Origin of the sequence: Pseudomonas sp. ACN5 (assembly GCF_002303975.1) — a bacterium.
GTDB classification, from domain to species: domain Bacteria; phylum Pseudomonadota; class Gammaproteobacteria; order Pseudomonadales; family Pseudomonadaceae; genus Aquipseudomonas; species Aquipseudomonas laurylsulfatiphila.
Window position 1 is genome coordinate 536,513 of record NZ_MRCP01000002.1, and the last position, 14,752, is coordinate 551,264.

The following is a 14,752-nucleotide window of genomic DNA, read 5'->3' on the forward strand; positions in this document are numbered from 1 at the left end:
GTAACTTTCATCGGTTAATGCGAAGCGGAGTTTGCCCGGTGTGTCGCGGCCCCCTAGAATGCCCCGATGCGCGATGATCTCTCCCTTTTGCTGAACTCCCTCAACGATGCCCAACGCCAGGCCGTAGCGGCCCCCGTGGGTCGTCAGTTGGTCCTGGCCGGTGCTGGCTCCGGTAAAACCCGAGTGCTGGTGCACCGTATCGCCTGGCTGATCCAGGTCGAAAACGCCTCGCCCCACTCCATCCTGTCGGTGACCTTCACCAACAAGGCTGCTGCCGAGATGCGCCAGCGCATCGAGCAACTGATGGGCATCAACCCGGCCGGCATGTGGGTCGGCACCTTCCACGGCCTGGCGCACCGCTTGCTGCGGGCGCACTGGCAGGAAGCAGGCTTGAGCCAGACCTTCCAGATTCTCGACAGCGATGACCAGCAACGGCTGGTCAAGCGGGTGATCCGCGAACTCGGCCTGGACGAGCAACGCTGGCCGGCCCGTCAGGCCCAATGGTTCATCAACGGGCAGAAAGACGAAGGTCTGCGCCCGCAACACATTCAAGCCAGTGGCGATCTGTTCCTGGCGACCATGCGCGGCATCTATGAGGCCTACGAGGCCGCGTGCCTGCGCGCCGGTGTCATCGACTTCTCCGAACTGTTGCTGCGCGCCCTCGATCTGTGGCGCGACCACCCAGGCCTGCTCGCTCACTATCAAAAGCGCTTCCGGCACATCCTCGTGGACGAGTTCCAGGACACCAACGCCGTGCAGTACGCCTGGTTGCGCCTGCTGGCCAAGGGTGGCGACAGCCTGATGGTGGTGGGCGATGACGACCAGTCGATCTACGGCTGGCGTGGCGCGAAAATCGAGAACATCTACCAGTATTCCGAAGACTTCCCGGACGCCGAAACCATTCGCCTGGAGCAGAACTATCGCTCCACCGCCGGCATCCTGAAGGCAGCCAACGCCTTGATCGCCAACAACACCGGACGCCTGGGCAAAGAGCTGTGGACCGACGGTGGCGACGGCGAGGCAATCAATCTGTATGCCGCCTTCAACGAACACGACGAAGCACGCTACGTTGTCGAAACCATAGAAAGCGCGCTGAAAACCGGCCTTTCTCGTAGCGATATTGCGATTTTGTACCGTTCCAACGCCCAATCGCGGGTTTTGGAAGAAGCGCTGCTGCGTGAACGCATTCCGTACCGCATCTATGGCGGTCAGCGCTTCTTTGAGCGAGCCGAAATCAAGAACGCCATGGCTTACCTGCGATTGCTCGAAGGGCGGGGCAACGACGCCGCGCTGGAACGGGTGATCAACGTGCCGGCCCGCGGCATCGGCGAGAAAACCGTCGAAGCGATCCGTGACCATGCGCGCCACAGCGATGTGTCGATGTGGGAAGCGATGCGCCAACTGGTGGCCAACAAAGGCCTGACCGGTCGTGCGGCCGGTGCCCTTGGCGCGTTTATCGAGTTGATCGAGAACCTCGCCGCCAAGTGCATGGAAATGCCGCTGCACCTGATGACCCAGACCGTCATCGAGCAATCGGGCCTGATCGCCTATCACGAAGCGGAAAAAGGCGAGAAAGGCCAGGCCCGGGTGGAAAACCTTGAGGAACTGGTCAGTGCCGCGCGTAACTTCGAAAACAGCGAAGAAGACGAAGACCTGACGCCATTGGCCGCGTTCCTCGGTCATGCCTCGCTGGAGGCCGGCGATACGCAGGCCGACGAGCACGAAGACAGCATTCAACTGATGACCCTGCACAGCGCCAAGGGCCTGGAATTCCCTTACGTGTTCCTGGTGGGCATGGAAGAAGGCCTGTTTCCGCACAAGATGAGCCTGGAAGAGCCCGGCCGCCTTGAGGAAGAACGTCGTCTGGCCTACGTCGGCATTACCCGGGCGATGCAGAACCTGGTAATGACCTACGCTGAAACCCGACGCCTTTATGGCAGCGAGACCTACAACAAGGTGTCGCGCTTCGTACGCGAAGTACCCAAAGGCCTTATTCAGGAAGTACGCTTGTCCAACAGTGTCAGCCGGCCGTTCGGTGGCAACCAGTCGATGAGTGGCAGCAACCTGTTCAGCGGCAGCGAAATTCCGCAAACCGGCTTCAGTCTGGGCCAGACCGTACGCCATTCGATCTTCGGTGACGGCGTGATCCTCAACTTCGAGGGCGCCGGTGCTCAGGCCCGGGTGCAGGTGAACTTCAGCGAAGGCAGCAAGTGGCTGATGCTGGGTTACGCCAAGCTGGAAGCGATCTAAAAGACCGCCAAAGGTCTAATGTGGGAGCGGGCTTGCTCGCGAAGAACGATGACGCGGTATTACTGCACTACCGCGGTGTACCCATTCGCGAGCAAGCCCGCTCCCACAGGGTTCCGTGTGGTCTTGCAGATATTGATCTGAATAAGGTGCAAAAAAGCATGGGCTCAGGCTTCTTTTCCTCCTGGACATTCTGGGCCCTGTTATCGGCGGCGTTCGCGGCGATGACCGCCATTTTCGCGAAAGTCGGCATCGAAAACGTCAATTCCGACTTCGCCACCCTGCTGCGTACGATCGTGGTATTGGTCAGCCTGGCCTTGATTTTGTACGCCACGGGCCAATATCAGTCATTAGGATCGATCTCGGCAAAGAGCTACCTGTTCCTGCTGTTGTCGGGCCTGGCCACCGGTGCGTCGTGGATCTGCTATTTCCGTGCACTCAAGGTCGGTCCGGCGTCACTGGTTGCCCCGGTGGACAAACTCAGCGTGGTGTTGGTGGCCGTACTTGGCGTAGTCCTGCTGGGTGAAAAACTCGACTTGCGCCAATGGGGCGCAATGGGTCTGATCACGGCCGGAGTCGTCATGCTGGCATTACGTCGCTAAGCGAGTGTCCTACAGAACTTATCCACTCATCTGACAGATCAAAGTCAAAAGGCCCTATTGCACTGACTTAAGCTGAATAAAACCTGTCAGGCAAAAGCCCGAAACACTCTGCCGCTAGCCAGTAACACTTCAGCTGTGCAACATGGCGCGCGTGCCTTCCACAAATGGGAATTCCCTTTATGAAACGTTTTCTTAGCATCGCCATGGCGTTGTGCATCGGCCTGACGATGAGTCTCGACGTCAATGCCGCCAAGCGCTTCGGTGGTGGCAAAAGCGCAGGCGCTGCGCCGACGCACCAGACCAGCCAGATGGCTCCTTCTTCTCCAGGCATGGGCGGCGCTGCGGCGACCGCTGGTGCTGCCGGTGCCGCTGGCGCCGCTGCCAAGGCCGGTGGCGCTTCGCGCTGGCTCGGCCCTCTGGCCGGTATCGCTGCCGGCGGCCTGCTGGCCTCCATGTTCATGGGCGACGGCTTCCAGGGCATGCAGATCTTCGACATCCTGATCATGGCTGTCATTGCATTCCTGGTCTTCCGCTTTATCGCCGCCCGTCGTCGCAAGCAGCAGGAGCATTACGCTCCGGCCGGCCACGCACCGATGCAACGTGAAGCGTTCGAACAAAAGCCTGCCGGCGGTTCGATTTTCGGTGGTTCGCCAGCGCCTGTTGCCGCTCGTCCAGTGATCAACGCTCCAGCCTGGTTCAACGAAAGAAACTTCGTCGAAGCGGCGCGCAATCACTTCCAGTCCCTGCAACAGCACTGGGACGCCAATGAAATGGACAAGATCGCCGAGTTCGTGACCCCGCAAATGCTGGAGTTCCTCAAGCGTGAGCGTGCCGACCTGGGTGACGGTTTCCAGTCCACCTACATTGATAACCTCAATGTACAGCTGGACGGTGTGGATGATCGCGCCGACAAGACCATTGCCACCCTGACCTTCACCGGCGTGTCGAAAACTTCGCGTTTCGACCAGGGCGAAGTCTTCAGCGAAAGCTGGAACATGGAACGTGCACAGGGCGAAAACCAGCCTTGGCTGGTGGCAGGTATCCGCCAGAACGGCTGATCCCGCACCGCGCTTCACTTGCTGAAAAGAAAACCCCAGCCCTGGCTGGGGTTTTCTATTTCGCGGTTGCATCTATAGCAAGCTACTGTATAAACCGCCCCATATAAACCGCGCCATACAAGCAAGAGGATCCCGGACGTGGAAGAAATCATCGAACAACTGCGTGAAGCCAACGAACCGGTACCGGTCCCCTTGGAATTGCCTGACGAAGACCTGCTGGTCGAAATCGAAGAACAACTGTTCATCGACATTCCGTTCGTCTTCAGAGAGTTTCTGTTGACCGTCAGCGACGTGGTCTACGGTAGCCTGGAACCGGTCACCGTGACTGACCCGCAATCCCACACCTACCTGCCCGACGTTGCCGCCAACGCCTGGGACGCCGGTGTCGATCGCAGCCTGATCCCGATCTGCCAGGACGGTGACGACTACTACTGCGTCGAAGAGGACGGCACCGTGGTGCTTTGGCAGGCCGAAGAAGAGCTGATCGCCGAAGAGACCTGGGAGTCGGTGTGGCACTGGGCGCGGGACGTCTGGCTGGAAAGCTGATTCCGTCAACGCCGCTGGGTGGTCAATGCCCGGACGACTCCTTGTGATTATCGAGGGTTTCCAGCAACGCCACCTGCATCCGCGTATGCACACGAATGAACCAGCGCCACAGCAGCGCCGCCACGGCGGCCGCGACCACGGCGATCAGTACCAGCAACTTGTTGGTCGGCAGAATACTGGCCGACAAGGCTGCCAACAGCAAAAAGATCACCAGCAGCGACAGGATCGGGATCACTTCGGCGATCACCCTGCGCACTCGCTGCGTATGGCGCCCGGCCATCTCTGGCTTGACGCCCATTTCCGCCAACAACATCGACAGGGCTTTGAGCTTGCGGTATGCCGCAATCAAAAAAGGCAGCGACAACAATAGCGCCCCACCCCAGATCAATGCCTTCTGCCAGCTCGGGTCGCTGATCCAGCCTTGCACGTAAGCCGACATGCGTTCGGCGAAGTACGCGCCCGAGAAGAAAATCGCGATCACCAATGCCAGGTTGACCCCGACCTGCAGCAAAATCCTTCTGATCATCGACGCCAGCAGCGCCCCCTCGCCCTGTGGCTGGATGCTGCGCAGCCATTCGCCGTACATCCCCAACACCCGTCCCAGGCGTTCCGGCATGACGCCCGCAAGCTTGATCGACAATGGATCAGCCGCGCGAATCAGATAAGGCGTCAGCAAGGTGGTGATCACCGACACCGCCACAGCCACCGGGTATAAAAAGTTACTGGTGACCTGCAACGTCATGCCCAGCGCAGCAATGATGAAAGAGAACTCGCCAATCTGTGAAAGACCCATCCCGACCCGCAGCGACGTGCGTCCGTCATTACCAGCGATAAATGCACCAAGGCCGCAGGACAACATCTTGCCGAGCACCACGGCTACGGTGATTACGGCGATTGGCCAAGCGTACTGAAGCAGGATCGCCGGATCGAGCATCAAACCGATGGCCACAAAGAAAATCGCGCTGAAAAGATCTCGAACCGGTTCAATCAAGCGCTCGATTTTCAGCAGTTGCCGGGATTCAGCCATGATCGCGCCGATCAGGAACGCGCCGAGGACCATACTGTATTCAAGCCTGACCACCAGCAGGCAGAAGCCGAAACACAGGCCCAGCACGGTAATCAGCAGCATTTCGTTGCTCTCGAACCTCGCCACGTAGGCCAGCAACCGCGGCACCAACAGAATGCCGATGACCAATGCGACGATCATGAACAGCGACAGTTTGCCCACTGTGGAAAACACTTCGCCCGAGCTGACCGTACCACTGACGGCGATGCTGGACAGAAGCGCGATGATGCCGATGCCCAGAATGTCTTCGACGATCAGCACACCGAATATCAACTGCGCAAACCGCTCGTTCTTCAACTTCAGATCATTGAGTGCCTTGACGATGATGGTGGTTGAAGAAATCGCCAGGATCGCGCCGAGGAACAGTGAATCCATGGTGTTCCAGTCAAACCAGCGACCGATCTCGTAGCCGATCCAGATCATCAGCACGATTTCCAGGAATGCCGCGATGAAGGCCGTGGCACCGACCTTGAACAACTTGCGCAGGCTGAACTCCAGGCCCAGGCAGAACATCAGGAATATCACCCCGAGTTCGGCCAGGGTCTTGATGGTTTCTTCGTCATGGATCAGGCCGAATGGCGGGGTGTGCGGGCCAATGATGAAACCGGCGACGATGTAGCCCAGCACCACCGGTTGTTTCAGGCGATGAAAAACCACGGTCACCACACCTGCGATCAACATGATCACTGCCAGATCCTGAATGAAACTGATGGCATGCATGGCGAGCGGCTCCCTGATTGAAGTTGCCCGACTCACAGACGCAGGAATGGTCTGATCAAGCCGAGCAAAAGTCTGCTTTGCGCGTAGGAAATGACCTTGTGTCCGGGCTTTTTGCAGGGTAACACCGCGACTTCTGGCAGAAAGGCGGTGCAATATATGGAAACAGATCGATCCGGCGTGACGGCGACTCCGCACCCGGCGTCCCGATAACTGTTGGTTTGAAAAAACCGCCGAGGCACCCGCAGAGGTGCATCCCTCAAACCTGGCCTTGACCCGTGAGAATGCTATGGAACCCGGAAACGCCCAGCTGTCGATGACGGTATTGATGACCCCAGACATGGCCAACTTCTCTGGCAATGTTCACGGTGGCACCCTGCTCAAGTACCTCGACGAAGTGGCCTACGCCTGCGCCAGCCGTTATGCCGGCCGTTATGTGGTGACCCTGTCGGTGGACCAGGTCATTTTCCGTGAGCCGATCCATGTCGGCGAACTGGTGACCTTTCTCGCCTCGGTCAACTACACCGGCAACACCTCCATGGAGGTGGGCATCAAAGTGGTGACCGAGAACATTCGCGAGCGATCGGTGCGTCACACCAACAGCTGCTTCTTCACCATGGTCGCGGTGGATGACCAGCGAAAACCTGCCCAGGTACCGCCGCTGCAACCGGACAACAGCGAGAGCAAGCGCCGCTTCATCCAGGCCCAGCAGCGCCGGCAGATTCGCCAGGAACTGGAAAAACGTTATCAGGAGATCAAGGGCGACGCCTGAGTTTGTTCAGTCAGGTTGACGGTGTTTTCTGGATAGCCTTCGCGAGCAAGCCCGCTCCCACAATGGATCTATGCAACACCAAAGATCAAATGTGGGAGCGGGCTTGCTCGCGAATGGGCTCAACACTCAATCAGAGGCTGATCGGGGTCGCCTCGAACCGCACCCGCGGATGGGCAATCCGGTCCTGAGCCCGAACCAGTTCCAACTCGTAGCTGGCACAGGCCTGGGTTTCCAGCAGCACTTCATGCACCGCCGACGCCGCGAACTCGAACGCGGCCACCAGGCTGTCACCCAACAGCACGCGTGCCAGGAACAGCCCGGACGTCAGATCGCCCACACCCACCGGCTGACGCGGGAACGCCAGCAACGGGCGCTGCAAATGCCAGCTGCCTTCGGCTGTCACCAGCAGCATCTCGAAGACCTCTGCCGACTTGCCTGGGTAGTCCAGATGCTTGACCAGCACCGCTTTCGGGCCGCGCGCCAGCAATGCACGCGCCATGGCCAGGCAATCGAACAGCGATTGCGGCTTGCGCCCGGAGAAACTGTCCAGCTCCAGCTGGTTCGGGCACATGAAGTCCGCTACGGCGGCGGCCTCCTCCAGCAGAAAATCACTGACTTCCGCCGGAACACTGCAGCCTTTCTCCGGATGCCCCATGACCGGGTCACACAGGTACAGTGCCTTGGGATTCATCGACTTGATCCGCGTCACACCCGTCAGGATCGCCCGGCCCTGGGCCGCACTGCCAAGGTAACCGGAGAGCACCGCATCGCAGTTGCCCAGCTCGCCAATCGCCGCGATAGCCTCGACCAACTCAGGTATCTGATGCGGCGCCAGCACTTCGCCGGCCCATTGACCGTACTGGGTGTGATTGGAGAACTGCACGGTGTTGAGCGGCCAGACATTCACCCCGACCCGTTGCATCGGGAAAACCGCGGCACTGTTGCCGGCGTGACCGAATACCACGTGGGACTGGATAGCGAGCAAATGCGGTGTACGTTTCATGCGGTGGATTTCCGTAAAACGATTGAAATTCTAGCCGCGCAGTATGCGACTAAACGCAGCCTGTACGACAGACCAGCGACGCAGTTAAGCTGACACTATCTTGTTGGAGCACCCTGTTGATGCTGACCCTTGGAAATATATTCGTGCTGATGCTGTTCGCCACTGCCGGCGCATGGCTATGGCACAACCACGGCTTGCGCGAGCGCGCGCTGGAGCGGGTCAAGCAGCATTGCACCAAGCTCGGGATCGAATTGCTGGACGGCAACGTGGCGTTGAAAAGAATCGCGTTCATCAGGGATGCCAGTGGTCGGCGACGTCTGGCCCGCGTGTATAACTTCGAGTTCACCGTGACCGGCGAAACCCGCCACAACGGCACCATCACCCAGTTCGGCGCGCACAGCGCACAGATTGAACTGGCGCCCTACCCGGTCCCGTTCGACGAAACCGAACCGGTGGTCGATGTGGTAAAGCCTCGCGCAGAAGTGATCGAGCTGAGCCAGTGGCGTCAGGAACATACCAAGTGGCGGCCGTAAGCCGTTAAGCCGATTCGGCTCGGCACGCTGCCAGTTCACTCTGCAACCGTTCTGCATCCTGGGGTTCACTGAAAATCAGCTCGATGCGTGAATCCTGCCGCCACTCACTGGGCTGCCAGTCCAGCGCCGAGTTATCCACCGCGTTCGCCGAGATCCATCCGTTGGCGCTGTGGATAACCAGCTTCGCCCGCCTCCAGCCAAGGCTTTCAAGCCACTGGCCAACCAGCGCGGCATCAAATACCTGGCTTGGGTGCCAACGCCATCCGATGCTCCAGCCTCCGTCCTGCTCCTGACTCAGGCAAATGGGCAACGCGGGATCGCTCCAGACCGCCGGCAGCTGCGCCAATCCCTTGGGCACGACGAAGTTATCCACACCTGCCAGCGCTTTGGCATTCAGCCCCGGCAACTCGCTCAAGGATAAAACCGCCTGTTGCGTCCAGCACAGAGGCGTCGGCGGCAATAGAGCAGCGACTTGCTGGCGACTGTCTTCCTCGAGACCTTCGGACTTGTTCAGCAGTAACAGTCCCGCATGGCTCAGGGCTTGCTGTTGTGCATCCGGCAACGGTTTGCCAGCGGCGAGCGCCTGGGCGTCCAGCACCAACACACAAGGCTGAACAGCCAACACGCCTTGCCAAGGTGCTTCGCTCAATTGCCTGAGCAACTGCGCCGGATGCCCCAGCCCCGAGGGTTCGATGAACAGTCGATCCGGTTGCGCCTTGCGCAACAAGCGCCCAAGACCAATCTGAAAGGGTGCACCGTTGACGCAGCACAGGCAGCCCCCGGCCACTTCACCCAGTGCGATACCATCGGCGTCCCGGGTCAGCAGCGCAGCGTCGAGACCGATCTGGCCAAACTCGTTGATCAACACCGCCCACCGCTCGCCTGCCGGGCGCTGGGCCAACAGGTGCTTGATCAGGCTGGTCTTGCCGGCGCCCAACGGACCGGCAATGACATGAGTGGGGATATTCTGCAGCATGGTCGATGATTTCTGAGGAGGTGATGGATGCGGTTGATTGGCTTGTCGTTGCTCTTGGCACTCGTTTCAGGCGAGGCGCTGGCCCAGGCCTGCGTGGTTCACAGCCAGGCCGAGCGGCTTGATGTCCAGGTTTGCCAGCAGAACCGCAACATCCCGCCAAAACTCTTCGCCGATGGTTTCTGCCAGCCGAACCTGGCGGGGCAGAAAGTCGATGTGCAGTATGTCGATCAATGCCCCGGCGGCGCATTTGGCGTCTGCAGCAACGCTCAAGTCGCCAATATGCCCTACCGCCAGGATATTCACTATTACGGCGTTGCCACCGACGCGGCATATTTGCAGCCGTACTGCGAGGCCCAGAGCCAGGGCACCTGGCTCAAGCCTTGAAGCGCCATCAGAGGATCAGGCAGCGTCTTCGTACCAAGGGCCGAATGGATCAGGCAGCAAACGCCAGCCCTCTACGCCCAACGTCATTTCCTCATCGGTCAGCAGGCAGGCGTCCAGTTCGGCGGTGAGCTGCTTGAAGTCGATGTGCTGACCGATGAACACCAGTTCCTGACGACAATCCCCGCTGTCGGCGGTCCAGTTTTTCATGATCCCGGTGGTACTTTCTTCGTCCTGCGGCCATTGGTTTTTCGGTACGAAACGCCACCAGCGCCCGGCAAAACCATAGCGCATCAAACCGCCGGCCTGGGACCAGCTGCCGGCGTCCATATGCTTGCTCGCCAGCCAGAAAAAACCCTTTGAACGCAACAGCTTGCCGTTGTCCCAGGGGCCGTCGATGAAGTCGAAGAAACGCTGCGGATGGAACGGCCGACGTGCCCGGTAAGCGCTGGAAGCAATGCCATATTCTTCAGTTTCCGGCACGTGCTCCCCGCGCAGCTCCTGCAACCATCCCGGCGCCTGGGCAGCCTTTTCGAAGTCAAAACGACCGGTGTTGAGGATTTTATCCAAGGGGATTTCGCCCATCGTCATCGCAATGATTTCCGCCCGGGCATTGAGCCGCTCGAGGATGACGATCAATTCCTCACGTTGGTGGCTGCTGATCAAGTCGATCTTGCTGAGCAGAATCACATCGGCGAACTCGACCTGCTCAATCAACAGATCGGTAATCGAACGTTCGTCTTCTTCGCCAAGTGTTTCTCCCCGGGAGGCCAGGCTTTCGGCAGCCTGATAATCGAGCAGGAAGTTCATACCGTCGACCACCGTGACCATGGTGTCGAGACGCGCGATGTCGTTGAGGCTCTGGCCATTTTCATCGCGAAAGGTGAAGGTTTCCGCCACCGGCAGCGGTTCGGAAATGCCGGTGGATTCGATCAGCAGATAGTCGAAGCGGCCCTCCCTGGCGAGTTGGCTCACTTCCTCGAGCAAGTCTTCACGTAACGTACAGCAAATACACCCGTTACTCATTTCCACTAACCGCTCTTCAGCCCGATTAAGGCTGACATCACGCTGGACTTCGGTGCCATCGACGTTGATTTCGCTCATATCGTTGACGATGACTGCAACCCGCAGACCATCGCGATTACGTAGTATGTAATTAAGAAGTGTACTTTTTCCGGCGCCAAGAAAGCCGGAGAGAACGGTCACGGGGAGTCGGTTGGACATCTGCATATTCCTCACAGGGATGCCCGGTCGCTGCGCCGGGCTTATATAATGTTATACCGTAACATCGCAAACAAGCCATCCTCTCTTGCCCGGCCGGGTAACCTGGGTTGGCTACAACCAGCGCGTCGTCTGGACCACAATCAACCGGTTTTCCAACTCCGGTGGCAGCAGCGCGAAGTTCACCTGCAACCGGATCACTGGCTGTTAGGCCTGCCCGTTTTTCTTCGAATTTGCATAGCCAGCCGACGCCCCCATTGGCAAAGCCCGCGCCGGCCAGAATCAGGTTAAGCAAGTAGCGCCCCTGAAGATGAAGACCCATCCATGAAAAAAGCATCGTCGACTTCATTGTTATACTATAACATGACAAATCAACTCCCACGACGGACCTGCTCATGAATGCGCTGACTCTGCCGGATATCGCCGCGCAGGCCTCACGCCAAGCCCTGCCACTGGAGTGGGTGGGCATGTGCGGCATTGCTCTTCCCGTTATGTTTGATGGCCAACGCTTGAATGCAAAGGCTGATGCCGGCGTGAGCCTCGACGATGGCAATGCGCGCGGCATTCACATGTCACGGCTCTATCTGGCGCTTGAATTGCTGGAGCAGGAAAGCCTTTCGCCGGCTTTATTGCGACGGGTTTTGCAGCGTTTTCTTGAGAGTCATGAAGACCTGTCCAGTAGTGCGCACTTAACTATTCACGCCGATGTACTGCTGAAAAGACAGGCGCTGATCAGTCCATTGGCAGGCTGGAAAAGCTATCCGGTGAGCATCGAAGCGCGTTTGAAAAACACGATGTTCCACGTGGAACTAAAAATCGACGTGCCTTATTCCTCTACCTGTCCGTGCTCAGCGGCCCTTTCTCGACAGTTGATACAGCAGCAATTCGTCGATGATTTCGCCAACAAGTCACTGCAACACGCTGATGTTTTAGCGTGGCTCGGCACCACGAACGGCATCGTCGCCACACCTCACAGCCAACGCAGCCAAGCAACGTTGTGCGTACGGCTGGCTGATTTCCTGGATGAGTTGCCTCTGATCGCCATCATCAACGACGCCGAAGCTGCACTCGGCACAGCCGTTCAAACGGCCGTAAAACGCGCCGACGAACAGGCCTTCGCTTTGGCCAATGGTCAGAATCTGATGTTCTGCGAGGACGCCGCACGCCGTTTGAATCTGGCCCTGAAACGCTCCACAGGCATCAATGCCTTCCACATTCGTGTGGCCCACGCCGAAAGCCTGCACGCCCATGACGCCGTTGCCGAGACCCGTTTCAACTGGGGACAACCTCAATAACCTGTACAACGCATTGAGCAAACCATGATCCGCAAGAATCCATCCGGAGATTTACCGCTGATTGCCGAGTCTGCTTACGTCGACAAGACGGCAATCATTTGCGGCAAAGTGGTGATCGGCGAGAACGTGTTCGTCGGTCCCTACGCCGTGATCCGCGCTGACGAAGTCGACGAATCGGGCGACATGCAGCCGATCACCATCGGCGCCAACTCGAACATCCAGGACGGCGTGGTGATCCACTCCAAATCCGGCGCGGCAGTGACCATTGGCGAATTCAGTTCCATCGCCCACCGCTCGATCGTGCATGGCCCCTGCACCGTGGGTAATCGGGTGTTCATCGGCTTCAACAGCGTGCTGTTCAACTGCGTGGTCGGCGACGGTTGCGTGGTACGACACAACTCGGTGGTCGACGGGCGTGACCTGCCTGAAGCCTTCTACGTGCCCTCCACCACGCGGATCGGCCCCAACACCGATCTCTCGCAATTCCCGCCGGTAAGCGTCAGTGCTTCGGAGTTTTCCGAAGACGTGGCGCGCACCAACGTCGATCTGGTGCGCGGCTACAAAGCCCTGCAAAACGAGTTCTGACCATCAGCAGCGTGCTGATTGGCAATGCCGGCTAGTGAATGCGCCGATACAAATTGCCTGGCAAGACGAAGGTCTTAATGACAGCGGCAAGGAATTAGCACTAGGTTTATCCGATAACGCTCGCTAGCAGCACCTGAGTACGCCGACCATGATCCAGATCACTCTGCCCGATGGTTCATTGCGTGAATTCGACCAACCGCTGTCCGTGCACGAGTTGGCCGCCAGCATCGGCCCCGGACTGGCCAGCGCGGCCGTAGCGGGCCGAGTCGATGGTGTACTGGTGGACTGCGAATACATGATCGAGGCGGATGCCCGGGTCAGCATTGTCACCCCCCGCGAGCCGGACGGACTGGAGATCCTGCGCCGCTCCTGTGCCTTGATGCTGGCCATGGCGGTCAAGCAACTCCACCCGCATGCACAAATGCGCGCGGCCAGGGAGTTGGGTGATGGCTTCTTTTACGAATTTGTCGTCGAGCGACCGCTGACTCCGGCAGACCTGCCCCTCATCGAAGCGCGCATGCAGTCACTGGCAGCGACCAATCACTCGATCCGGCGTCGGCCACCACGCGAAGAGGTATCGCTGTACCGTCTGGGGGACACCGAATACCAGAGCCATGGACCGCACGTCCCCACCACCAAAGTCTTGCAGGCGTTCGCCCTCGATCACATCAGCGGCACATTGCAACAACGGATCTACGGCACATGCTGGTCCAGCCATCAGGAACTGCAGCACTGGAGCCTTCCACCCCATGTGATCGTCGTCAGCATGGATGACCGCCAGACGAGTTATGCACAGGCGGTGACCGAATCCTTGCGCCAAAGGGGGGTGCGCGCAAGGGCCGACCTGCGCAACGAAAAAATCCGTTTCAAGATTCGCCAGCACAGCCGGACCGTGCCGTACCTGGTGGTGGTCGGCGAAAAAGAACAGGCCGGGGGGTTTGTCAGTGTGCGCAGCCGCACGGGGGAGGATTTTGGCCGGATGGCTGTCGAGGCGGCGTGTGAGTGGTTGAGTCAGCCGGGGATTCAGGGCGGCTGAATTGACGCCTTCGTCGGATCGCCGCCCGGAGCAAGCCCGCTCCCACACTGGATTTGTGAACGACACAAATCCAGTGTGGGAGCGGGCTTGCTCGCGAAGCGTTTAAGCTCTCGGCTTCACCGTGCCGCAATCCTGCCCCAACCAGACAGCGCGGGATTCAAGGCTGCCCTTCTGTTGAATGCCGGTGGCGTTGAACGTCCCGTTGACCTTGGTGGTGAACTCGCGGTCGCTGAGGAATGTCGCCACGCCTGCGCCCTGGGCTCTCGGACAGCTGAAGCGGAATTTCCACTGATTGCCTGAGCGATCGGTGATTTCCTGCTTGCAGCCCGACTGCGGATCGGTCAGCGGAATGTCATCGGTCTTGACCTGCTCCGGTGTCAGGCACGCCCGGATCCCTTTGCCCCCCATGGTGATCCCCTGCTTTTCCAGCTGCGCACGCTGCTCAGGGGTCATCTGGCTCTGGATCTGACCGAGGATCAATTGCAGGTCCGGCATATTCTGCTCATCGACCTTCATGTTGCTCGTGGTCAGCTCCCACAATCCCGGTTGCAGCATTTGCGCGTGAGCCGCCACAGGAAGTGCCAAACCCAGTGCCATGGCCAAACCCAGCAGACGAACGTTCATCGAGTAACTCCTGATCAGTAGTGGCCGTTAGACGTCAGCCACAGGCTTCGGTTCAGGGGCCAATTAATTAGCGACATTCTGCACGGAACA

The 14,752-nt window shown here is 59.0% G+C and carries 15 protein-coding genes and 1 pseudogene; 11 read left to right on the forward strand and 5 right to left on the reverse strand.

Going from position 1 to position 14,752, the window contains the following annotated elements:
• The first annotated feature begins 66 nt into the window (after positions 1-66).
• From uvrD to BSF40_RS05725, 4 genes are all read left to right on the forward strand, one after another.
• Positions 67-2,250, forward strand: coding sequence for a DNA helicase II (uvrD, locus tag BSF40_RS05710; protein ID WP_095964375.1), 2,184 nt, complete (start codon positions 67-69; stop codon positions 2,248-2,250).
• A 158-nt stretch (positions 2,251-2,408) separates the two neighbouring features.
• Complete coding sequence (locus BSF40_RS05715) at positions 2,409-2,849, forward strand: EamA family transporter (RefSeq protein ID WP_095964376.1); 441 nt, start codon at positions 2,409-2,411, stop codon at positions 2,847-2,849.
• Positions 2,850-3,028: 179 nt separating this feature from the next.
• Complete coding sequence (locus BSF40_RS05720; RefSeq protein ID WP_095964377.1) at positions 3,029-3,907, forward strand: Tim44 domain-containing protein; 879 nt, start codon at positions 3,029-3,031, stop codon at positions 3,905-3,907.
• 138 nt (positions 3,908-4,045) lie between these two features.
• Positions 4,046-4,453, forward strand: a complete 408-nt coding sequence (locus tag BSF40_RS05725) for an SMI1/KNR4 family protein (RefSeq protein WP_003187120.1) — start codon at positions 4,046-4,048, stop codon at positions 4,451-4,453.
• A 22-nt stretch (positions 4,454-4,475) separates the two neighbouring features.
• Here BSF40_RS05725 and BSF40_RS05730 read toward each other — a convergent pair whose 3' ends face one another.
• Positions 4,476-6,239 carry a cation:proton antiporter gene (locus BSF40_RS05730; protein ID WP_095964378.1) on the reverse strand — a complete coding sequence of 588 codons (1,764 nt, stop codon included), beginning with the start codon at positions 6,237-6,239 and terminating at the stop codon, positions 4,476-4,478.
• A gap of 286 nt (positions 6,240-6,525) precedes the next feature.
• Here BSF40_RS05730 and BSF40_RS05735 point away from each other — a divergent pair, with 286 nt between their 5' ends.
• Positions 6,526-7,008, forward strand: coding sequence for an acyl-CoA thioesterase (locus tag BSF40_RS05735; RefSeq protein WP_007971685.1), 483 nt, complete (start codon positions 6,526-6,528; stop codon positions 7,006-7,008).
• A 130-nt stretch (positions 7,009-7,138) separates the two neighbouring features.
• Here BSF40_RS05735 and pdxY read toward each other — a convergent pair whose 3' ends face one another.
• Positions 7,139-8,011, reverse strand: a complete 873-nt coding sequence (gene pdxY / locus BSF40_RS05740; protein WP_095964379.1) for a pyridoxal kinase PdxY — start codon at positions 8,009-8,011, stop codon at positions 7,139-7,141.
• A 119-nt stretch (positions 8,012-8,130) separates the two neighbouring features.
• Here pdxY and BSF40_RS05745 point away from each other — a divergent pair, with 119 nt between their 5' ends.
• Positions 8,131-8,544, forward strand: coding sequence for a DUF3301 domain-containing protein (locus BSF40_RS05745; RefSeq protein WP_007971681.1), 414 nt, complete (start codon positions 8,131-8,133; stop codon positions 8,542-8,544).
• Between the two features lie 4 nt (positions 8,545-8,548).
• Here the strand turns inward: BSF40_RS05745 and BSF40_RS05750 are convergent, their stop codons facing one another.
• Positions 8,549-9,520 carry a GTP-binding protein gene (locus BSF40_RS05750; RefSeq protein ID WP_095964380.1) on the reverse strand — a complete coding sequence of 324 codons (972 nt, stop codon included), beginning with the start codon at positions 9,518-9,520 and terminating at the stop codon, positions 8,549-8,551.
• A gap of 27 nt (positions 9,521-9,547) precedes the next feature.
• On the opposite strand from BSF40_RS05750, the gene BSF40_RS05755 reads away from it, so the two are divergent.
• Positions 9,548-9,904: an NADH:ubiquinone oxidoreductase gene (locus tag BSF40_RS05755; RefSeq protein WP_095964381.1), complete on the forward strand. Its 357-nt coding sequence runs from the start codon at positions 9,548-9,550 to the stop codon at positions 9,902-9,904.
• A 15-nt stretch (positions 9,905-9,919) separates the two neighbouring features.
• Here BSF40_RS05755 and zigA read toward each other — a convergent pair whose 3' ends face one another.
• On the reverse strand, positions 9,920-11,125 hold the full coding sequence (gene zigA / locus BSF40_RS05760) for a zinc metallochaperone GTPase ZigA (RefSeq protein ID WP_095964382.1): 1,206 nt from the start codon (positions 11,123-11,125) through the stop codon (positions 9,920-9,922).
• A 103-nt stretch (positions 11,126-11,228) separates the two neighbouring features.
• On the opposite strand from zigA, the pseudogene BSF40_RS32970 reads away from it, so the two are divergent.
• From BSF40_RS32970 to BSF40_RS05780, 4 genes and pseudogenes are all read left to right on the forward strand, one after another.
• A pseudogene (locus BSF40_RS32970) lies at positions 11,229-11,333 on the forward strand (glutamine synthetase); the annotation flags it as partial.
• A 184-nt stretch (positions 11,334-11,517) separates the two neighbouring features.
• The gene (gene folE2, locus BSF40_RS05770; protein ID WP_095964383.1) at positions 11,518-12,417 is read left to right on the forward strand and encodes a GTP cyclohydrolase FolE2; all 900 of its coding nucleotides are present in this window, start codon (positions 11,518-11,520) and stop codon (positions 12,415-12,417) included.
• 24 nt (positions 12,418-12,441) lie between these two features.
• Positions 12,442-13,002 (forward strand): carbonate dehydratase, encoded by a 561-nt coding sequence (locus BSF40_RS05775; protein ID WP_095964384.1) that lies wholly within the window; start codon positions 12,442-12,444, stop codon positions 13,000-13,002.
• 148 nt (positions 13,003-13,150) lie between these two features.
• Positions 13,151-14,038 (forward strand): His/Gly/Thr/Pro-type tRNA ligase C-terminal domain-containing protein, encoded by an 888-nt coding sequence (locus BSF40_RS05780; protein ID WP_095964385.1) that lies wholly within the window; start codon positions 13,151-13,153, stop codon positions 14,036-14,038.
• A gap of 102 nt (positions 14,039-14,140) precedes the next feature.
• Here BSF40_RS05780 and BSF40_RS05785 read toward each other — a convergent pair whose 3' ends face one another.
• Entirely contained in the window at positions 14,141-14,662 is a 522-nt protein-coding gene (locus BSF40_RS05785) for a DUF3617 domain-containing protein (RefSeq protein ID WP_095964386.1), read from the reverse strand.
• Positions 14,663-14,752: the final 90 nt, after the last annotated feature.